Annotated in this window: 18 protein-coding genes; 9 read left to right on the forward strand and 9 right to left on the reverse strand. The window is 69.2% G+C overall.

The genetic code is table 11. From position 1 onward, the window contains the following. Positions 1-42: 42 nt before the first annotated feature. Genes D7X30_RS19730 through D7X30_RS19740 form a run of 3 tightly spaced genes read right to left on the reverse strand, consistent with a single transcriptional unit; the run spans position 43 to position 1,952 of the window. Positions 43-549 (reverse strand): hypothetical protein, encoded by a 507-nt coding sequence (locus D7X30_RS19730; RefSeq protein WP_233591664.1) that lies wholly within the window; start codon positions 547-549, stop codon positions 43-45. Continuing rightward, on the reverse strand, positions 546-974 hold the full coding sequence (locus D7X30_RS19735) for a hypothetical protein (protein ID WP_120564474.1): 429 nt from the start codon (positions 972-974) through the stop codon (positions 546-548). The genes D7X30_RS19730 and D7X30_RS19735 overlap by 4 nt, the downstream gene beginning before the upstream one ends. 36 nt (positions 975-1,010) lie before the next feature. Next, entirely contained in the window at positions 1,011-1,952 is a 942-nt protein-coding gene (locus tag D7X30_RS19740; RefSeq protein WP_120564475.1) for a hypothetical protein, read from the reverse strand. Between the two features lie 201 nt (positions 1,953-2,153). Here D7X30_RS19740 and D7X30_RS19745 point away from each other — a divergent pair, with 201 nt between their 5' ends. The 3 genes from D7X30_RS19745 (at position 2,154) to D7X30_RS19755 (ending at position 4,974) form a co-directional block, all read left to right on the forward strand. After that, complete coding sequence (locus D7X30_RS19745; RefSeq protein ID WP_120564476.1) at positions 2,154-2,789, forward strand: serine aminopeptidase domain-containing protein; 636 nt, start codon at positions 2,154-2,156, stop codon at positions 2,787-2,789. 158 nt (positions 2,790-2,947) lie between these two features. After that, entirely contained in the window at positions 2,948-4,762 is a 1,815-nt protein-coding gene (locus tag D7X30_RS19750) for a S8 family serine peptidase (RefSeq protein WP_120564477.1), read from the forward strand. Continuing rightward, positions 4,759-4,974, forward strand: coding sequence for a DUF5818 domain-containing protein (locus tag D7X30_RS19755; protein WP_120564478.1), 216 nt, complete (start codon positions 4,759-4,761; stop codon positions 4,972-4,974). Before D7X30_RS19750 ends, D7X30_RS19755 begins: the two co-directional genes overlap by 4 nt. 34 nt (positions 4,975-5,008) lie before the next feature. Here the strand turns inward: D7X30_RS19755 and D7X30_RS19760 are convergent, their stop codons facing one another. From D7X30_RS19760 to D7X30_RS19785, 6 genes are all read right to left on the reverse strand, one after another. Continuing rightward, the gene (locus D7X30_RS19760; RefSeq protein WP_233591665.1) at positions 5,009-6,223 is read right to left on the reverse strand and encodes a type II CAAX endopeptidase family protein; all 1,215 of its coding nucleotides are present in this window, start codon (positions 6,221-6,223) and stop codon (positions 5,009-5,011) included. Between the two features lie 81 nt (positions 6,224-6,304). Then, positions 6,305-8,860, reverse strand: coding sequence for a 1-acyl-sn-glycerol-3-phosphate acyltransferase (locus D7X30_RS19765; RefSeq protein WP_120564479.1), 2,556 nt, complete (start codon positions 8,858-8,860; stop codon positions 6,305-6,307). A gap of 14 nt (positions 8,861-8,874) precedes the next feature. Then, positions 8,875-10,596 carry an arginine--tRNA ligase gene (argS, locus tag D7X30_RS19770; RefSeq protein ID WP_120564480.1) on the reverse strand — a complete coding sequence of 574 codons (1,722 nt, stop codon included), beginning with the start codon at positions 10,594-10,596 and terminating at the stop codon, positions 8,875-8,877. Between the two features lie 74 nt (positions 10,597-10,670). Further along, a complete protein-coding gene (locus D7X30_RS19775) occupies positions 10,671-12,371 on the reverse strand; it encodes a hybrid sensor histidine kinase/response regulator (protein WP_120564509.1) in 1,701 nt (566 codons plus the stop codon). Between the two features lie 138 nt (positions 12,372-12,509). Continuing rightward, positions 12,510-13,238, reverse strand: coding sequence for a HEAT repeat domain-containing protein (locus D7X30_RS19780; protein ID WP_120564481.1), 729 nt, complete (start codon positions 13,236-13,238; stop codon positions 12,510-12,512). An 81-nt stretch (positions 13,239-13,319) separates the two neighbouring features. Then, on the reverse strand, positions 13,320-14,504 hold the full coding sequence (locus D7X30_RS19785) for a DnaJ C-terminal domain-containing protein (protein ID WP_120564482.1): 1,185 nt from the start codon (positions 14,502-14,504) through the stop codon (positions 13,320-13,322). A gap of 268 nt (positions 14,505-14,772) precedes the next feature. On the opposite strand from D7X30_RS19785, the gene D7X30_RS19790 reads away from it, so the two are divergent. The 6 genes from D7X30_RS19790 to D7X30_RS19815 form a co-directional block, all read left to right on the forward strand. Next, complete coding sequence (locus tag D7X30_RS19790; protein WP_233591666.1) at positions 14,773-15,360, forward strand: hypothetical protein; 588 nt, start codon at positions 14,773-14,775, stop codon at positions 15,358-15,360. Next, complete coding sequence (gene rimI / locus D7X30_RS19795) at positions 15,357-15,851, forward strand: ribosomal protein S18-alanine N-acetyltransferase (protein WP_120564484.1); 495 nt, start codon at positions 15,357-15,359, stop codon at positions 15,849-15,851. Before D7X30_RS19790 ends, rimI begins: the two co-directional genes overlap by 4 nt. A 222-nt stretch (positions 15,852-16,073) precedes the next feature. Further along, positions 16,074-16,445, forward strand: coding sequence for a 30S ribosomal protein S12 (rpsL, locus tag D7X30_RS19800; protein ID WP_014395857.1), 372 nt, complete (start codon positions 16,074-16,076; stop codon positions 16,443-16,445). A 169-nt stretch (positions 16,446-16,614) separates the two neighbouring features. Continuing rightward, positions 16,615-17,085 (forward strand): 30S ribosomal protein S7, encoded by a 471-nt coding sequence (gene rpsG, locus D7X30_RS19805; RefSeq protein WP_014395858.1) that lies wholly within the window; start codon positions 16,615-16,617, stop codon positions 17,083-17,085. Positions 17,086-17,193: 108 nt separating this feature from the next. After that, positions 17,194-19,275: an elongation factor G gene (gene fusA, locus D7X30_RS19810; protein ID WP_120564485.1), complete on the forward strand. Its 2,082-nt coding sequence runs from the start codon at positions 17,194-17,196 to the stop codon at positions 19,273-19,275. A gap of 139 nt (positions 19,276-19,414) precedes the next feature. After that, the coding region (locus tag D7X30_RS19815; RefSeq protein WP_233166643.1) for a GTP-binding protein at positions 19,415-19,661 on the forward strand (247 nt) is incomplete at its 3' end.

The following is a 19,661-nucleotide window of genomic DNA, read 5'->3' on the forward strand; positions in this document are numbered from 1 at the left end:
GCGCCTGAAACAAGGCGCGCCTCCAGTGGTGCTCGGGAACGCTCAGGTGCCGAAGACCTTGTGGGCCACGCGGTCCAGCACGTCCTTGCCCCAGACGACGCTGGCCTTGCCCAGCCGGTCCAGGTCGCGGGTGAACTCGCGGCCGTCCGGCACGACTTCGTAGGTACGGGTCAGGAAGAGATTGCCGGTGTCGGGCTCGAAGTCGACGTTGCCGCCGCCCGTGTCCGTGCCTTCTTCCTGCTGCTGCTGGAAGCCCTCGATGATGCCGGGCTTGGGTGCTTCGCGGAACCGGTAGATGAGGGCGCTGCACTTGAGCGCGGGCGGGGACTCGACGTGCTCGAAGGCGTACTGGCCTTCGCCGTTCATCATGCCGCCCAGCCCCTGCTCGTTGAGGCCCTCGGTGACGCCAGCGCCCTGGGTCTGGAGGTACCACTTCACCAGCTGCCGGGCCGCGTCGCGCGTCATCGGGCCCCCCGCGGGCGGCGCGGGACGCGCCAGGCCCATGGAGGACAGCAGCCACTGAATCTTGCTGGAGAACGTGCTGATCACTTCGCGGGGATGACGCGATCCGCGACGCGGTTGAACACCTCGTCGCCCCACACGAGGCTGGCTTCCACGAGCCGGTCCACGTCTTCCTTGAACTGCTGCTCCGACGGCACCACGCCGTACGTGCGGCTCAGGAAGAGGGACTTGTTCTCGGTCTCGTAGTCCACCTTGCCGCCGCCGGCGTCCGTGCCCTTCTTCTCTTCGTCACGGAACCCGTCGATGACGCCCGGCCGGGGCGCGTCGCGGAAGCGGTAGATGAGGGCGCTGCACTTCAGCGCCCCCGAGTCCTTCACGTGTTCGAAGTAGACCTGCGCGTCGCCAAGCGCGGCGCCGCCAAATCCCTTCGCGTTCAGCCCGGAGGCCTGCGCATCGCCTCCGTGGCCCCGGATGAATGACTGCACCAGTCGCTGGGCTTCTTCGAGCGTCATACGTGCAGTCATACCAGTCCGGACCCTGGATTAGAACTAGCCGGCGCGAGCCTGGTCGAACGGGACGCGCTGGTTGAGGTACGTGTCGTTGATGTTGTGCGCGCCGGAGAAGATGCTCTTCTCGGAGAAGTAGCGGATCTTCGCGTCCTTGCCGGCGTGCTTGAGCAGGTCCAGGGGGCCCTTGCCGCTGGTGCCCAGGCCGAACAGGCCCGGCACGGGGTCCTTGTCGTTGACGTAGTGGACGTACTTGGGGCCGTCCGGGTAGGTCGCCGCCGCGGCGCCGAAGGTCTCCACGGAGACCTTGCCCAGCTTCTCCTGCACCTGGGCGGGGGACAGCCCGTCTTCGATGCGCAGCCGCTTGGCCACGTCGTTCAGCGCGCGGCTGGTGATGAGGCCACCCTGGCTGTGCGCCATCAGGTGCACGTCACGGCCGGCCTTCAGCTCCGAGTAGAGCGAGTCCGCCAGCGTGTCCACGGCCGGGTTCTTGCCCTTGTCCATCTTGTCCGTGATGCACTGGCCCAGGTCCTTGAAGAAGCCCTCGGTGGAGTTGTGGATACCGATGGTCTTCTGGCCCGTCTTGTCCGCGATGGCCTGCATCGTGGTCTCCTGGCCCGCCTTGTCCGTCATCATCCCGTTCACGTAGATGATGGTGCCCGGCTGCTTCACGCCGCCCTTGGGCTCGTAGGCCGGGATCTGGCTCAGCGGGGTGCTGGCGTCGAAGGCCTGCCCGCCCTTGCCCATGATCTTGCCGTCATAGGCCTTGTCCTTCGCGCCCGCCGGAGCGGTGAACACGGCCGCGGGGGCCGCGGTGCGCACCGCGCTGTTCGACGCCTTGGTGTCGAAGCCGTCCTTCACGGTGTTGGCCGGCTTCGCCGTGGCCGGGGTGGCCGTCTTGGCCGGAGCGGCCGCGCCGGTCGTCCCCGAGGTCGTGGTGGTGCGCGCGATGTTGTTGTTGGAGGTGCGCCCGATGGTTCCCATGGCTTGAGGCTCCTGCGGTGTGCGGATTTTTGAAGGGGGAAGGGAAAGCTTGCTGCGTTGATCCATTCTCACCCGAAGCGCCGAAAAGTTGCGAGCAGGTCACGGAATGTGTGCAACGCGCTGCGGCACAGGCCGTCCGGGAGGGGACGCCGGACGGGAATCCAGCCCGGGCGCACCGGCAGGACGGCTTAAGGTGGGGGCATGGTCCAGAAAGGTCAGTTCCTGGAGCGCTCCACGCTCATCCCCGTGGGTTCGGACGGCACGGTGATGGAGGGCACGGTGCACCGGGGCCAGAAGTCGCCGCCGCTGCTCATCCTTCCGCCCCGGCCGGAAGAAGGGGGCGGGATGGATCACGTCCTGGCGGCGGAGCTGGCCTTCGCGGTGGCGCGGGCGGGCTTTCCCACCCTGCGCTTCAACCACCGGGGCGTGGGGGCCAGCCAGGGCGTCCGGGGCACCGGCGGGGCGCTGGTGGAGGACGCGGAGGCGGCGATGCGGGTGGCGCTGGAGAACGCGGGCACGACGGCGCTCGCGGTGGCGTCGCTGCACGGCGGGGCCCGGGTGGCGTTGGCGCTCCAGGAGCGGCACCCGGCCGTGGGCGGACTGTGTCTGGTGGCGCCGGATGTGGACCCGCTGTCACTCGTGCGACTGTCGTGTCCGCTGCTGGTGATCGTGGGGGCGGAAGACACCCGGGTGCCCCGGGCGGCGCTGGCCGCGGCTGTCGCGGAGGCCGGGGGCGATTTAGAGGTCATCGACGATGACGGGGCGACCTTCCATCGCAACCTTCCCCAGGTGGGGCGGGCGGCGGCGGCATGGCTCCAGCGCCTGTCGGGCGGGTAGGGCGTTGGCGTGCAAACCGTTGGACTTCTTCACCTTTCTTCATCCCCGGTGCCTTGCACGGCTGGCCGGGGGGCGGACAGACTGAAAGCGCAGACCCAATCGTCCCGCCGTGCGTTCGTAGTGGGTCTTCGAGGCGTCTTCGTTCAAGGAGTGTCCCGATGCGGATGAGGCGATGGAACGTGGTTCTCGCGGCGCTGGCCCTGTCGGCCTCGGCGTGTGCTTCCGCGTCGCGGGAGCCGGAGGCCCCGGCCGGGCAGGACCTGGCGGCCGCGCAGGCGGAGGTGTCCCGAGCGGTGGCGGAGGGCTCGGACGACGTGGTGTCCGGCGCCATCGTGGTGGACTTCAAGGACGGCACCACCAAGGAGCAGTTCGACGCCTGGGAGCAGGAGTGGGGCGTGGACCTGGAGTTCAACTCCCTGGAGGGCCCGCGCACGGGTGTCACGCTGGCGGTGGGCGTGGACGGGGTGGAGGACGTGCTCCAGCGCATCCGCCAGAACCCGGCGGTGGAGTCCGCCGAGCCGCTCATGCAGGTGCGCACCAGCTACACGCCGAACGACCCCCAGTTCGAGTCCCAGTGGAACCTCCGGATGATCGACATGCCGAAGGCCTGGGACGGAAACCGGGGCAAGGGCGTGGTGGTGGCGGTCATCGACACGGGCATCGCCTACGAGGACCACGACGACTTCAAGCAGGTGCCGGACCTGAAGGGCGTGTCGTTCGTGAAGGGCTATGACTTCGTCAACGACGACGAGCACGCCAACGACGACCACGGCCACGGCACGCACGTGGCGGGCACCATCGCGCAGGCCACCAACAACGGCGAGGGCGTGGCGGGCGTGGCGTTCGACGCGACGCTGATGCCGCTCAAGGTGCTGAACCACTTCGGCAGCGGCACCTCCGCGGACATCGCGGACGCCATCCGCTTCGCGGCGGACCACGACGCGAAGGTCATCAACATGTCGCTGGGCGGTGGCCTGTATTCGCAGGTCATGGCCAGCGCGGTTGACTACGCGCGCAAGAAGGGCGTCACCGTGGTGGCCGCGGCGGGCAACACCGGGCGCGGCAAGGTGGAGTTCCCCGCGGCCTACCCGGGCGCGGTGGCGGTGAGCGCGGTCGGCCCATCCGGCACGCGCGCGCCGTACTCGTCCTACGGCAAGGAGCTGGACATCGCGGCGCCCGGTGGTGACAAGAGCCGGGGCGATACGGGCGGCATCCTTCAGAACACCATCGACCCGCGCGACCCGTCCCGCTCCATCTACGCCTGGTACCAGGGCACCAGCATGGCCGCGCCGCACGTGGCCGCCGTCGCCGCGATGCTCTACGGCGCGGGCGCCACCACGCCGGACGAGGTGGAGCAGGCGCTCTACACCGGCGCCAAGGCGGCGGAGAACCAGGCCTGGACGGAGGAGTACGGCCACGGCGTCCTCAACGCGAATGCTTCGCTGAAGGCCTTCAACGGCGCTTCGCCCCGGTGGCCGTCGTTGGGCTGGGCCGCGGCGCTGCTCGCGCTGGTGCTACTCACGCTGCGCGGCCGCGAGCGTCCGGGCTACCTCAACGTGCTCTTCCGCCCGGCGTTCCTCGTGCCGCTGGTGCTCTCCACGGTGGGCTTCTTCTTCCTGCGCACCTGGTTCGCGGGCGCGGCGGGCGCGGCGCAGGACGTGGTGAGCGTGGCGTCGCTGCCCATCCCGGACTGGCAGCGGATCATCTTCGGCCGGGGCGCGGTGAACCCGCTGTTCTACAGCGCGCTCATTCCCCTGGTGCTGTCGCTGCCGGCCATCGCGTGGCGGGGCTTCCGGCCGGCGGTGGGCGGCCTGGCGTTGGGCTTCGCGGGTTTCCTGGCCTACGCGGCGTGGGTGGGCGCTCCGGCGCTGGCGTGGATGCCCTTCACCTTCCTGGCGAAGCCGTGGCTGGGCTTCAACACGGTGGTGTGCCTCGTCATCGCCCGCGCGATGCTCAAGCGGGAGGACGCATGAAGCTCTCCGGCACGGTGCAGTACCGGGACCTGGAGGGCGGCGTGTGGGTCCTGAAGGCTGACGACGGCCGGACGTACCAGCTCGCGGGCGGTGACCGGAAGATCAAGAAGGACGGTCAGCGCATCTCCGCCGAGGGCAGCATCCAGCGCGACGCCGTCACCACCGCCATGGTGGGGCCGGTGTTCCACGTCAGCTCGTACAAGGAGGAGTGACGGGGTGCCCGGGGGGGAGCCTTCCCTCCGGGCCTCAGAGGCGGATCTCGGGCTTGCTCTTGCTCTTGGCTTTGAGCTTGCCCTTGCCCTTGCCCTTGCCGGGGCCATACGCCTCCGACTGCCGGAGGCGCTCCTCTTCATAGGCCTCCATGGGCACCTCGCCCTTGCGCACGGCCTCGCGGAGCTGCCGCATGGCCTTTCGCTCGGCCTGGAGCGCCGGGTCCGCGTCCTTGGGCAGCGGATCCACCGGGTGCTGGACGTCGTAGACGCTCAGCGACACGCCTCGCCCATCCACGAGTCCCAGTCCCACCAGGGACAGCGTGGCCGCTGTCACCCAGGGCAGCAACTGGAGCGCGAAGAGGGGCACGGGCTTCGTGGCGCGCACCTCCTCGTCGCCGGGCGGACTGCCGCGTCCCCACACGGAAGGGAAGTGCCGGGACGCGGCGCGCAGGCCCAGGAGCGCCGTCCAGCCCACCAGCGCCAGCCCCAGCACGGCGCGCCAATCCGTCACATCGTCCGGCGCGCCATCCTTCGCGAGCCCCGAGTGCGTGGCGATGAGGAACAGCGCCGACGACACGATGTTGTTGGCCGCATGCGCCGCGATGCCCGGCCACAGCGAGCCGGTGCGCCAGAAGAGCCAGCCGAACAGCAGTCCCAGCTCCGTCCGGGCGAGGAAGCCCACCGGATCCAGGTGGAACGCGCTGAACACCACGGACGAAATGATCAACGCGCGCCAGGGGGACGCGGGGGCCGGAGGCGTCAGGGAGCGCTGGAAGAGGCCGCGGAAGAAGACCTCCTCGCACAGCGGCGCGGCCACGGACACGCCGCCCAGCAGCAGCGCCAGCTCCACTGGCGACTGGCCTTCGAAGAGGCGCGAGGCGTCGAACATCTCCCGCAGCCACGCGGGGGCCACCCGCTGCGCGAGGAACTGCACGGGCACCACCACGGCGACGAAGTTGGCCACGCCCAGCAGGAAGCCGAACAGGGTGGGAGCGCCCAGGAACGGCGAGAGGCCCACGTACGCGGCGGGCCGGTACCCTGAGCGGCGCACCATGATCCACGCGAGGCCCAGGAAGAGGAACACCTCCGTGAACCACACGCCGAAGGCGGGGTTGAGCAGCTGGGTGACGGCGCCCACCGACACGAAGAGCCCGAAGGCCAGGGACGCGGCGAGCACGGGGTGGGGCGGCGTCAGCGGCGCGGGGGCCTCCGCAGGCCGCGGGTCGCTGGAAGGGGATGCTTCGTCCACCGTGTCGTCTCCTGCCCCCTCTCCGCCAGGCGGAGAGGGGTGGGATGCCGCGTTCGCTTCGAGGCGCTACGAGGAGCTTCGTCAGGCCCGGTGGAGGTAGCCGCGGATCTCCTCCGCGAGCGGGTTCTTCCGGGGAAGCTCCGCCGCCGCGGCCGGGTCACCCAGCCGCAGCTTCTTGTCCTCTTCCACGAGGATGCGCTGATCCAACAGGTACTCCACCGCGTTCTCCAGCGTCGTCTTCGCCAGCGACTCGGCGGCGGTGATGCGGCCGGCGTTGTACTCGCCGCGCCCCGTCTCCAGCGCCAGCTTGACGAACGTCTTGCGGTCGGTGGCCACGCCCGCTGCCACGTCCGGCAACGTCATGGCGGCCAGCAGGTAGGCTTCCAGGAAGTCGCGCAGCAGGTCCGCCAGGAACTCCAGATCCGGCTGGGCATGGGCCTCCGGCGCGCGCGTGAGCGTGTCCCCGTCGTGGATGACCAGGCCCATGCGCACGAGCCGCTCCACGCACTCGGCGAAGATGGTGTCGAACGACGCGCCCACCCGGTAGATGAACTCCACCTTGAAGAGGCGCGACAGGAACAGCGCGCGGGCCTTCACGGTGTCGTACGGCGCGGGCGTGCCCGCGAGCAGCGCGTTGGCCACCAGGCTGCGCGCGGCCACCAGGTTCATCAGCGTGTTCTTGTAGAAGGACATCTCCGGACGGCGCGAGTCCTCCACCTGATAGCTGACCTCACCGCGCGCCTCCTGCGTGCGCACCATCTCGTCGGAGATGAACTCGCGCATCGCGTCCTGGATGGGGCCCAGCGTCTCCGGGTTGCTCGGCGCGTTGGCCAGCTCCTTGGACAGCCGTGCGCCGTCCTCGGAGGCAATGCGGCGCAGCAGGCTGATCCGGTCCGTGAGCTCGCGCTGGGTGAGGCCGCGCCGGCGGTGGGCCAGGAGCGACGCGCTCACCAGCGCGTGCGGCGTGACGGTGGACACCTTGCTGATGCCGTACATCACGCGGTTGCCCAGCGCGCGCACCAGGCCCTTCTTCTGCTCGTCCGTCACCGGCTCCTGCGGCGACAGGCCACGCGCCTTCATGAACTCCACCAGCGACAGCGGCTCGTCGAAGGTGAGGTGAATGCGGCCGTAGCGCGCGGCCAGCACCTTGGGCGCGCTCAAGAGGGCCTTCAGGTCCTCCGGCTTCTTCTCCCCGCCGGCCAACTCCTTCGAGTAGCTGTCGGACTCCACCACCTTCTCGTAGTCGATGGAGACGGGCACGAAGTAGAGGTCGTTGCGCGCGCCGTCCAGCACCGCTTCGACCTGCCACGTGAGCATGCCCAGCTTGGGCGTGAGCAGCTTGCCCGTGCGCGAGCGGCCACCCTCCGGGAAGAACTCCTGGTGGAGGCCGTCATGCACCAGCTTCTTGATGTACGCCTTGAAGGACGCGGCGTAGACCTTGTCGCCCTTGAACGAGCGGCGCAGGAAGAACGCGCCGCAGCGGCGGAACAGCACGCCCAGGGGCCAGAACGACAGGTTCGCGCCCGCGGCCACCAGCGGCGCGGTGTAGCCCCGGTTCCAGAGCACCCAGCTCATCACCAGGTAGTCCACGTGGCTCTTGTGGCTGGGGCAGAGCACCACCGGCGCCTTGCCCGCGGCCTTGAGCGCGCGGTGCAGCCCGGCTTCGTCCACGCCGATGCCGTCGTAGATGCGGTTGAACACCCACTCCAGCACCGGCGCGATGAGCGCCAGCACGGACGGGTTGGGCTTGGCCGCGATGGCCTCCAGGTTGCGCTGGGCCTCGCGATACACGCTCGAGGGCTTACGGCCCGTGGCGGCGGCGTGCTCGTCCAGCACCTTGCGCAACTGGCGGTCGCGCAGTGTCTCCTCGATGAGCCGGTCCGTGGGCTTCTGCGGCGGGCCGAACACCGCGCGCGTCTCACGCGCGAGGAACACGTGCAACGTGCTGCGCACCTTGCGCGCCAGCACCTCGTCGCTGATGCCCGGGTTCTCCTCGATGAAGCGGCGCAGGTCGATGGGCTCTCCCACGCGGAACTGCGCGCGCTTGTAGTTGCGGAAGAACGCCACCATGGAGTGCACGAAGCCCGGCGCCTCCGGGCTTCCGAACAGCGCGTCGCGCCAGCCCGGCTTGAGCTTCGCGGGGCGCTTCTCCCAGACGAACAGCTCCGGCACCAGGAACACCGGTCGCTCGGAGCCGCGCGCCAGCCGCACCAGCTCAGGGAAGGGGTCCTCGCGCGTCTCCTTGCCGGAGGCGTGCAGGAGCGCCGTGCGGCGCAGGAACACCAGGCCGCTGCCGCCCTGCTCGCGGGCGTAGCGGAAGCGCTCCTCCACCGCGCCGCCCTGCGCCGTCTGGCGCCAGGGTTTGGTGAACCACGGACGCAGGTTCACCACCGCGCGGATGGGCGGCATGGCCCGCCGGACCATGGCCCACGCGATGTAGAGGAAGTTGATCCACGCAGTGGTGCGCATGACGTGCACCACGAAGCCCCGGGCGCTGAGCGCGCGCAGCTCGTTCTCGGCCTCCGGCGGGAAGTGCACCCCGTCGAAGTACCGAGCCCCGAGCACCCGGGACATGGGACCGAATTCCTCCTTCAAAGCCTCTCCTTGCGTCGCGGTCTGCGCCAGCGCCGTGTCCATCGCAGCCCCCCAGGCTACATGTTTTCCGGCGTCGGGATGCCCAGCAAGGTGAGCCCCGCCGCCAACGTGATTCGTGTCGCGTCCGTGAGCGCCAACCGGGCCGCGCGCACCGCGTCATTCCCCTCCACGAGGATGCGCTTGTCGCGGTCCTTGTTGCCGGCCGTGTAGTAGCGGCTGTACGCCGCCGCCACGTCCAGGAGCAGCCGCGCCACCAGGCTGGGCTCGTACTGCTCCGCCGCCGCCTTCACCGTGTCCGGCAGCCGCATCAGCTCACGCACCAGCGCCTGCTCCTCCGGGAGCGTGAGCAGCGCCGGATCATACGCAGTGGGCACGCCGCCGCCCTTGCGCAGCACGTTCGCGCTCCGGGCGTGCGCGTACTGGAGATAGGGCCCCGTGTGCCCCTCCAGGCTCGTCACCTCGTCCCAGTCGAAGGTGTAGTCGCTGGCGCGGTTGTGCTTCAGGTCGCCGAAGACGATGGCGCCCAGGCCGATCTGCTCCGACAGGGCGTCCGCGTCGGCCGTCTCCAGGTTGCCCTGCGCGACGTTCTCCTTCACGCGCTGGAGCACGCGCTCCTTCGCCTCGTCCAGGACCTGATCCAGCTCCACCACCTGGCCCTTGCGCGTGCTCATGCCGTGGATGCGGCCGAACGGCACGTGCACGCACTTGTCCGCCCACGGCTGGCCCATCTCCTTCAGGGTGCGGAACACCTGCCGGAAGTGCAGCGCCTGGTCCTGCGCGACGACGTAGAGCGACTTGTCGAAGTTGAAGCGCGCGTGCCGGTCCTCGGCGGCGGCCAGGTCGCGCGTGGCGTAGAGCGTGCTGCCGTCGTTCTTCTTGAGCAGCACGGGCGGTTCGCCGTCCGCGTAGGGCATGTCCACGATGATGGCGCCCTGGGACTCCTTCACGCCGGGCTTCTTCGCGATCTGGTCGATGACCGCGTCCATCTTGCCCTGGTAGCGGCTCTCGCCCTCGATGTGCTCGAAGTCGATGCCCATGCGCGCGTAGACGCGCTTGAAGCCCTTGAGGCTCGTCTCCCGGAACTGGTTCCAGAGCTTCATCGCCTCCGGCTCGCCCGCCTCCATGCGGCGGAAGAACTCGCGGGCCTTCTCGTCGAAGGCCGGGTCTTCACCGGCGCGCTTGTTGGCCTGCACGTAGACCTGGACCAGATGCGCCATGTCCTCCCGGAGTTCCTCCTTGCCGAACTCCTGGAAGCCCACGGCGACGAGGCCGAACTGCTTGCCCCAGTCACCCAGGTAGTTGATGCCCTCCACGCGCCAGCCCAGCGCGCGGTACAGGTTCGCGATGCAGTGGCCCAGGAACGTGGTGCGGATGTGATGGAAGCCAATGGGCTTGGCGATGTTGGGCGACGAGTAGTCGATGACCACCGTCTTGCCCTTGCCGTCCTCCGCGTCGCTGCCGTAGGCGAGCCCCGCCAGGCGCACGCCGTCGATGACCTCCTGGGTGAAGGGGAGGGGAAGGAAGCGCGCGTTGACGTACGGGCCCACGGCCTTGACCTCCAGGCCGGGGACCTGGAGCGCCTGCGCCAACTGCGCGGCGATGGCGGGGGGCGCCTTCTTCTGCGCCTTGGCGAGGGGGAAGGTGGCGAAGCTCAGGTCGCCGTGCGCGGGATCCGCGGGCTTGACCTGGGGCTCGATGTCGGCGGCGGGGACACCCAGGGCCCCGGCGAGGGCCTGGGCGAACGCGGCGCGGTAGCGGCTATAGACGGAAGTGCTCATGGACCGCGCGGATACTACCCAAGGCGGGGCGCCTTCCAGCCACCTCTTCTGTGGGGAAGGCGTCAGAGCGTCATTCAGGGCACGGCAGGGCCGCGGCTCTTGGGGCGCACCACCGAGGCCACGGTGTCCAGCAGCTTGGGCAGCTTCAGCGGTTTCTCGAAGTACCCGTCGATGCGGTCCGGCCCTTCACCCGAGGTGAGGGACGCGACGTCGCTCGCGCCGGAGATGATGTAGACGACCACGTCCGCCAGCGACTCCGTGGTGCGGATGTAGTGGAGCACGGAGCGTCCGTCCTCCCCTGACAACCGCAGGTCCAGCAGCACCATGGCCGGCCGGATGTGGGACAGGATGGAGCGTGCCTCGGCGGCGCCGGAGGTGGCCATCACCCGGTAGCCCTCCTGCTCCAGCACCTGCTCCAGCACCTCGCGGCAGTCCACGTCGTCCTCCACCAGGAGGATGCCGCCCGCCTTGGGCGCGGCCTGGTTCACGTCCGGGGCGCTCACGGCGCTCGCGAACAGGGGCAGGACCATCTGGAACGTGCTGCCCTCGCCCAGGATGCTGCTGGCGTCCACGCGGCCGCCGTGCAGCGCGACAATCTTGGCCACCAGCGGCAGGCCCAGGCCCGTGCCCGGCGGACGGGGCATGCCCGGCTGCGCGCGGTAGAACGAGTCGAAGACGTGCTCCAGGGCTTCCGCCGTCATGCCCTGGCCGGAGTCCTTCACGGTGAGGACGCCCAGGCCCTCGCTGGACGACACGCTTACCTCGACGACGTCGTCCGTCTCGCTGTGGTGGATGCCGTTCTCCACCAGGTTGTGGATGGCCTCGGAGATGCGCTCGCGGTCGCCCCGGACGAACACCTCCGGGCAGGGGGGAATCACCACGCGCACGCGGCTGTGCTCCGCGACGGCGCCCAGCCCCCGCACCACCTCTTCCGCCACGGCCTTGAGGCCGAAGGGGCGTTGGTTGAGCTGCATCTTCCCGGACGACAGCCGGGACATCAGCACCAGGTCGTTCACCTGCTGGAGCAGCCGGTCCGCGTTGCGATCACAGATCTGCACCGCGCGGCGCTGCCCGTCCGTCAGCGTGCCCAGCTTCTCCCGGCCCAGCATGGCCAGGTAGGCCTTGATGGTGGTGAGCGGGTTCTTCAAGTCATGGGACACATTGCCGAGCAGCTCCTCGCGGTTCTGCTCCAGGCTCTTCAAGCCCGCGATGGCCGTCTGCAGGTCCTTGTTGCGCCGGGCGCTGTCGTCGCGCAGCCGGGCCACTTCGTAGGCGGCGGTGAGCTGCGACGCCAGCGACTGCATCAAGACGTCGGAAGCCTTCCGGCGCGCGCCCAGCACCACGAGCACGCCCGTCACGCCCTGCGGCCCCTCCAGGGGCACGGCGACGGTGTCGTCCTCGCGCAGGAGCACCTTGTCGGTGAAGCACCGGCCCACCACGCCCTCGCCCGGGACGGCGGCGGTGACGCGCTCGTCGTAGCGTCCGCGCACGTGCTCCACGTGCAGCTGGTTGCGCGACGGGAAGTGGCGCGCGACGTAGCAGACCTTCGGCTTGAGCAGCGTGTGGAGCGTCTGCAGCTGCGCGCGCAGGGCCTCGGTGGGGCCGGCGTTGTCGGTGAGCTGCCGGCCCATCTCCAGCAAGGCCTGGGCGGCGGCGTCCGTGTCCACCGGCGGCGGCGGTTTCGCCGCGCGCTTCGGTGGGGCCTTCTTCGCGGTGATGGCGGGACGCAGAGGGACGACCTCTGCGAGCTGCGGACCCTTCTTCTTCGATGGCACGCGTGAATCCTGCTTCATGTCTCGCGTGGGAGGGAACCGCACCGGAGCCCGGTGCCCTCCACCAACGCCGAGCGTGTCAGGTGCCCGACAGCCCCCCAGCCCCTCCGGCCGCTTCCCGGGCCGGGGTACTGGAATGACTCAGGGTCGGCGCTGGATGCGGCCGTCCTTGTCCAGGCTGTAGGGCTCCACGAGGGCCGCCTGCACCTTCTCCTGGTAGCCCTGCACGGCGAAGCCGCTCTCCGCCAGGGCCGCCAGCGCCGCGGTCTGCACGCGGCGCGCGGTGTCCTCGGAGGTGAGCAGCTGGAGCAGGGGCTCGCGCGCCGGCTCGTGCTTCAGGGGCCCCAGGACGTTGATGGCGGCGATCTTCACGTCGTCGGACATGTCCTCCAGGAAGGGGAGGACGGCTGGGGCCACGCGCGGATCCTGCTTGCCCAGCACGTGGTGGAGCAGCACGACCTTCTTCTCCGGGTCGCGCGTGTAGCGGGAGGACAGGTGCTGGAGCGTGTCGGTGATGACGCCCATGAGCGCGTCCTCGGCGAGCAGCTCCTGGAGGATGCGCAGCGCCCAGGACGTGGCCTGATCGCTCGTCTTGAGGAAGGCGCTCACCGGCGCGACGGCGTCCTGACCGAAGTGCTTGATCAGGTCGAAGGTGTGCTCCTTCTCGTCCGCGTCGGTGGTGAGCGGGTCCACGGTGATGGTGAACCGGCTCAGCAGCACCGTGACGGCCTCGGGGTACTTCATCTCCCCCAGCTGCTGCAGGGCCTTCTGCCGCGTGGACGGCTCCCCGTACTTCTGGGTCACCTTGGACTTGAGCTTGAGGGCTTTATCGGGGCCCGAGCCGCCCGTGAGGAAATCGAAGAGACCCATAAGTACGTACCCGCTCCGGATTCGGAAGAGTGGAGGCGCGATGTAGGACGGTGCGCCTTCCAGGACAAGTGGCAACGACAACTACAACGTCAGCTCCCGGCGCACGTCGCCCCGGTAGGCCCGCGCCAGCGTCTCCGCGGCGGCCCGGACGTCGTCCGTGGCCTCCTCGGGGACCTTCACCTGGAGCAGCAGGTACATGTCGCCCGGAGTGCCGCCCCGGAGCGACGGCACGCCGCGCCCCTTGAGCCGCATCTTGCGGCCGGATTGTGAACCTGGAGGCACCTTCAGCGTCACCTCACCCTGGAACGTAGGCACGCGCACCTCGCCGCCCAGCAGCGCCTCGGAGACCGTCACCGGCAGGTCCAGGTAGAGGTCGTCGCCTTCGCGGCGCACCAGCGGATGCTCGGCCACCTCCGTCTCGATGTAGAGGTCCCCCGGAGGGCCCCCCTGGATGCCCGCCGCGCCCTGGCCGGCCAGCCGCACCTTGGAGCCGGTGACGACGCCCGCCGGAATCTTCACCGTCAGCCGGGTCGTCTCCTCCTTGATGCCGCTGCCTCCGCACTGGGAGCAGGGCTCCGGGGCCTTCCCGCTGCCGCGGCAGGTGGGGCACACGCCGGATCCGCCGAACATGGCGCCGCCCCGCCGGGCCCGTCCCGTGCCGTTGCAGGTGGGGCACGTCACGAGCTTCCCCGTGTTGCCCTCGCCGTGGCACTTGGAGCAGCGGCCCGGCCGCTGGAGCGTCAACGCGCGCTCGGTGCCGGTGACGGCCTCCGCGAGGGAGATCTGCACGCGGGTCGTCAGGTCATCGCCGCGCTCGGCCGCGGTGGATCGGCTGCCGCCCCGGCCCCGGCCGAAGAGGTCGTTGATGTCGAAGCCGCCGGCTCCCCCGCCGCCTCCGCCCGAGCGCCCGAAGATGTCGTTGAAGAGATCCCCCAGGTCCACGCCCTCGGTGCTGAAGGGGATGCCTCCGCCCCCGCTGCCCCCGGCCGCCTGGGCGGCGCGGTACTGGCGGTAGGCTGCGGCCTTCTTCTCATCGAAGCCGATCTTCTCCGCGTCCTCGCCGAACTCGTCGTAGAGCGCGCGCTTCTTCGGGTCTCCCAGCACCTCGAAGGCGGTGTTGATGCGCTTGAACTTCTCCTCCGCCCCCTTGTCGCCTGGGTTGACGTCGGGGTGGTGCTGGCGCGCCAGCTTCCGGAAGGCCTTCTTGAGGTCGTCCGCCGAGGCCGTCCGTGGCACGCCCAGAATCTGGTAGTAGTCGTCAGCCATAGGTTTTGAGGGTGGTGCAGTACCCGACAAGGGAGAACGTAACCAGCGGTGCGGTGAGCGCCAGCACGGGATGTCCGGACAGCACCGCGATGGTTACAGTCGCCGCAAGATGAGGAAGGCCATGCCAGCACCGCGCGCCCGCCGGAAGGCCCCCCTGTGGCTGGCATGCGGGCTGCTCCCGGCGGCTCTGGGAATCGCCCTGGGGTCAGTGGCGACCGCCCACGCCGCCCCCCCGCCGCCCGCTCCCGTCATGGAGGAGGGCAGGGTGGTGGACCGCGTCGTAGCGGTCATCGAGGGCCAGGTCCTCACCCAGAGCGAGCTGGAGATGGAGGCCCGGGTGGCGCTGATCCAGCGGGGGGCCGTGCAGGCCGCCGCCTTGCCTCTGGACGAGCAGACGCTCCGGGGGGCGCTGGAGCTGTCCATCAACCAGCGCCTCCAGGTCCTGAGCGCGGACCGCCTGCAGGCCTTCCCGGCCGAACCGGCGGAGGTGCAGGCCCGGCTGGACGCGGTCCGAGCGCGGCTGGGTGGGGAGGAGGCGCTCCGGCGCTTCCTGGACCGGCACGGCGTGGACCGAAGCGCCCTGGAGGCCGTGCTGGCGCGGGGCTTGCGGGCGGAACGAATCCTCGACAGCCGCGTCCGGTTGAAGGCACAGGTGAGCGAGGCGGAGGTCCGTCACCATTATGACGCCCACCGGGACCTGTACCCCGGTGAGTTCGACCAGGCGGCGCGCACGGCCATCCGCGAGGAGCTGGTCCGGGCGCGCTACGGAGAGCTGGCGGCCCAGGCCCTGGCTGAAGTACGCAAGTCGGCGCAGGTTCGGCGGGTGGCGCCCTTCGCGCGGGAGGCACGGCGATGAGACGGCTGCGGGACGACGGGACGCCCGACAAGGCCAAGGGCTTCCTGATCCGGCAGATGACCGTGGACGACATGCCGGCGGTGATGGCGCTGGAGAAGGCGTCCTTCAAGAACCCCTGGTCCACGGAGCTGCTCGGGCGCGAGCTCCAGCACGACTGGTCCACCATCCTCCTCGTGGAGGAGCCGCTGTCCGAAGGCGGCGTCGCCCTGCTGGGCCTGGCCATCTTCTGGATCGTCCATGACGAGGTCCACGTCCTGAATGTCGCCACCGCTCCCGTGCACCGACGCCGGGGCGTCGCGCGCGTCGTGATGGAGGAGGTGCTTCGCCGGGGCGTGGCGCGGCGCTGCTCGCTGGCCACCCTGGAGGTGCGCCGGGGCAACGAGTCCGCCCTCAACCTCTACCGCTCGCTGGGCTTCCGGCCGGTCGGCATCCGCCCGAACTACTACGTGGACGAGGGCGAGGACGCGATCGTGATGGTCCTCGACTTCTAGGGCCGTAAGGGAGTAGAGCGTCCGCCCGTTGTCGTCGTCCCAGGTTTTTCGGGTGTGAGGGGAATGCACCCGGGTCCTCTGGCCGGTTCTGGCCCAGGGGCAGGCCATGCTTGACACCCGGGGGGCCCTCCCTATACTCGCGGGCCTTTTGTGTAGCCTGTAGGTAGATATGCTCCGCTTTCGTGTAGCCGGACGCGGGGTTCCCACGAAGAAGAGGTTTCAGTGCCGACCATCAGCCAGCTCGTCCGCAAGGGCCGCGAGAAGCTCAACATCAAGGGCAAGAGCCCTGCCCTGAAGGAGTGCCCCCAGAAGCGCGGTGTTTGCACGCGCGTCTACACCACGACCCCGAAGAAGCCGAACTCGGCCCTCCGCAAGGTGGCCCGCGTGCGTCTCACCAACGGCATCGAGGTGACTTCCTACATCCCCGGCGTGGGTCACAACCTCCAGGAGCACTCGGTGGTCATGATCCGCGGTGGCCGTGTGAAGGACCTCCCGGGCGTTCGCTACCACATCATCCGCGGCACGCTGGACTCCGTGGGCGTTGCCGGTCGCAAGCAGAGCCGCTCCAAGTACGGCGCCAAGCGCCCCAGCTAGTCCGGTTCTCCCGCGCGTCGTTGGCGCGGAACACCTTCGCGGTACCTGAAGCAGTGTCGGACGCTGGCCCCACACCCTGGGGAGTGTCCCTGGAAGTTCCAAGCAGTGTTCTTGAAGCCCCTGAACAAGGCTTTCCTCCGAGCGAGGAGAGTGGGGCGTAAGGGAAGAGATGCCTCGTCGTCGCGTAGTCGCCAAGCGGAAGATTCTCCCGGATCCGAAGTTCCAGGACCGGCTCGTCACCAAGTTCGTCAACGACCTGATGCGCAAGGGGAAGAAGTCCATCGCGGAGGGCGTGTGCTACGGCGCCTTCGCCCTCATGGAGGAGCGCGCGAAGGAAGACCCCCTCAAGACGTTCAAGAAGGCCCTGGACAACGTCAAGCCCGTCCTCGAGGTGAAGAGCCGCCGCGTCGGTGGCGCCACCTACCAGGTGCCCGTGGAGGTCCGTCAGGACCGCCGCGTCGCGCTGGGCATGCGCTGGATCATCTCCTACGCCAAGGCGCGCGGTGAGAAGACCATGCAGGAGAAGCTGGCCGGCGAGATCATGGACGCCGCCAACAACCGCGGTAACGCGGTGAAGAAGCGTGAAGACACGCACAAGATGGCGGAAGCCAACAAGGCCTTCGCTCACTACCGCTGGTAGGTCCCGAAAGGGGCTTCGCGGTTGCCGCCCGGATGCGCTGCCAGCGTCCGGGCGGTTTTGTTTATCTGCCCTGGCAGAAGCTTTGAGACGTCTGGAAGGAACCGAGTCATGGCCCGTGAGTTCCCCCTCGAGCGCTACCGCAACATCGGCATCATGGCGCACATCGATGCCGGCAAGACGACCACCACCGAGCGGATCCTGTTCTACACAGGCGCCATCCACAAGATGGGCGAGGTGCACGAAGGCACCACCACCACGGACTGGATGGTCCAGGAGCGCGAGCGCGGCATCACCATCACCTCCGCGGCCATCAGCGCCTTCTGGGAGCGGACGGGCCAGCGCTACCGCGTGAACATCATCGACACGCCTGGCCACGTGGACTTCACCATCGAGGTGGAGCGCTCGCTGCGCGTGCTCGACGGCGCCATCGCCGTGTTCGACGCGGTCAACGGCGTGGAGCCGCAGTCGGAGACGGTGTGGCGTCAGGCGGACCGCTACAAGGTCCCGCGCATCTGCTTCATCAACAAGATGGACCGCGTGGGCGCGGACTTCGAGATGTCCGTCGGCACCATCAAGGAGAAGCTGGGCGCGCGCCCCGTGCGCATGCAGCTGCCCCTGGGCAGCGAGGACAAGCTCAAGGGCGTCATCGACCTGGTGCGCATGAAGGCGCTGGTGTTCCAGGACTCGGAGCAGGGCAGCCGCTTCGACATCGTGGACATCCCGGAGGACTACCAGGAGGCGGCCGCCACCGCGCGTGGCGAGCTGCTGGAGGCCGCGGCGGAGCAGGACGACGCGCTCACGGAGAAGTTCCTCAACGGCGACGAGCTCACCGAGGACGAGGTGCGCGGCGCCATCCGCAAGGGCTGTGTGGGGCTGAGGCTGTTCCCGGTGTTCTGCGGCTCGGCGTTCCGCCACAAGGGCGTGCAGCCGCTGTTGGACGCGGTGGTGGACTACCTGCCCAGCCCGCTGGACATCCCGCCGGTGCAGGCCAAGACGCCCAAGGGCGAGGACGTCATCCGCGAGACACGCGACGACGCGCCCTTCAGCGCGCTGGCGTTCAAGATCATGAACGACCCGTCCTTCTCCTCGCAGACGCTGACGTTCCTGCGCGTCTACTCGGGGAAGCTGGAGGCGGGCACTGCGGTGTGGAACTCCGTGAAGGGCAAGCGCGAGCGTGTCAGCCGGCTCGTGCAGATGCGCGCGGACAAGAAGGACGAACTGACGGAGTGCTACGCCGGCGACATCTGCGCGGTGGTGGGCCTGAAGCTGGCGAGCACGGGCGACACGCTCTGTGACGACAAGCAGCCCGTCATCCTGGAGCGGATGGAGTTCCCGGAGCCCGTCATCGACATCGCCATCGAGCCGAAGTCCACCGCGGACCAGGACAAGATCATCCAGGCCCTGCAGCGGCTGGCCATGGAGGACCCGTCCTTCCGCGTGCGCTCCAACGAGGAGACGGGCCAGACGCTCATCGCCGGCATGGGCGAGCTGCACCTCGAAATCATCGTCGACCGGCTCCTGCGCGAGTTCAAGGTGGACGCGAACATCGGCAAGCCGCAGGTGGCCTACCGCGAGACGGTGACAGCGACGAAGGTCGCGGAGGGCAAGTACATCCGCCAGGCGGGCGGCAAGGGGCAGTACGGCCACATCAACCTGCGCGTGTCCCCGAACGAGCCCGGCAAGGGCTTCGAGTTCGTCAGCAGCATCACCGGGGGCGCCGTGTCCAAGGAGTTCGTGGACGCCGCGCGCGACGGCGCGAAGGAGGCCATGCAGAACGGCCCCGTCGCCGGCTACCCCATGGTGGACGTGAAGGTGGAGGCCTACGACGGCTCCATGCACGACGTGGACTCGTCAGAGATGGCCTTCAAGATCGCCGGCTCCATGGCCTTCAAGGACGCGGTCCGCGCGGCGAACCCCGTCCTGCTCGAGCCCATCATGGCCACGGAGGTCGTCACCCCGGAGGCCGCCATGGGCGACGTCATCGGCGACCTGAACGGCCGGCGCGGCAAGATCCTGGGCATGACGCCCCGGCCTGGCGGCGTGCAGGCCATCCAGGCGGAGGTGCCCCTGGCCGCCATGTTCGGGTACTCGACCGACCTGCGGAGCAAGAGCCAGGGAAGGGCGACCTACACCATGCAGTTCAAGCACTACGCACCGGCGCCGAAGTCAGCGCTCAACCCGAGCTACTGACCTCCCGCCCGCTGGGAGAGCCGCCGGGCGAATTCTGTTGACGTTCCAGCGGCTTTGAAGCACACGCAGCACCCCTCGGAAGTTCTCCCGAAGTCCTATACCGCCGGGGTTGCACAGGCGGCGTCGTGAGGAGCGGTTCATGTCCAAGGAAAAGTTCGATCGCAGCCTGCCCCACGTGAACATCGGAACGATTGGGCACGTGGACCACGGCAAGACGTCGCTGACGGCGGCCATCACGAAGGTGCTGGCGAAGACGGGCGGCGCCACGTTCCTGGCGTACGACCAGATTGACAAGGCGCCGGAAGAGCGCGAGCGCGGCATCACCATCTCCACGGCGCACGTGGAGTACAAGACGAAGAACCGTCACTACGCGCACGTCGACTGCC

Origin of the sequence: Corallococcus sp. AB011P (assembly GCF_003611605.1) — a bacterium.
In the GTDB taxonomy this organism is placed as follows: Bacteria; Myxococcota; Myxococcia; order Myxococcales; family Myxococcaceae; genus Corallococcus; species Corallococcus coralloides.

Coding starts and splice junctions, on each gene's coding strand:
- D7X30_RS19765 (WP_120564479.1), bottom strand. CDS start 8,860: ATGGACACGGCGCTGGCGCAGACCGCGACGCAAGGAGAGGCTTTGAAG.
- D7X30_RS19755 (WP_120564478.1), top strand. CDS start 4,759: ATGAAGCTCTCCGGCACGGTGCAGTACCGGGACCTGGAGGGCGGCGTG.
- D7X30_RS19780 (WP_120564481.1), bottom strand. CDS start 13,238: ATGGGTCTCTTCGATTTCCTCACGGGCGGCTCGGGCCCCGATAAAGCC.
- D7X30_RS19740 (WP_120564475.1), bottom strand. CDS start 1,952: ATGGGAACCATCGGGCGCACCTCCAACAACAACATCGCGCGCACCACC.
- D7X30_RS19735 (WP_120564474.1), bottom strand. CDS start 974: ATGACGCTCGAAGAAGCCCAGCGACTGGTGCAGTCATTCATCCGGGGC.
- D7X30_RS19750 (WP_120564477.1), top strand. CDS start 2,948: ATGCGGATGAGGCGATGGAACGTGGTTCTCGCGGCGCTGGCCCTGTCG.
- rpsG (WP_014395858.1), top strand. CDS start 16,615: ATGCCTCGTCGTCGCGTAGTCGCCAAGCGGAAGATTCTCCCGGATCCG.
- fusA (WP_120564485.1), top strand. CDS start 17,194: ATGGCCCGTGAGTTCCCCCTCGAGCGCTACCGCAACATCGGCATCATG.
- rimI (WP_120564484.1), top strand. CDS start 15,357: ATGAGACGGCTGCGGGACGACGGGACGCCCGACAAGGCCAAGGGCTTC.
- D7X30_RS19785 (WP_120564482.1), bottom strand. CDS start 14,504: ATGGCTGACGACTACTACCAGATTCTGGGCGTGCCACGGACGGCCTCG.
- argS (WP_120564480.1), bottom strand. CDS start 10,596: ATGAGCACTTCCGTCTATAGCCGCTACCGCGCCGCGTTCGCCCAGGCC.
- D7X30_RS19745 (WP_120564476.1), top strand. CDS start 2,154: ATGGTCCAGAAAGGTCAGTTCCTGGAGCGCTCCACGCTCATCCCCGTG.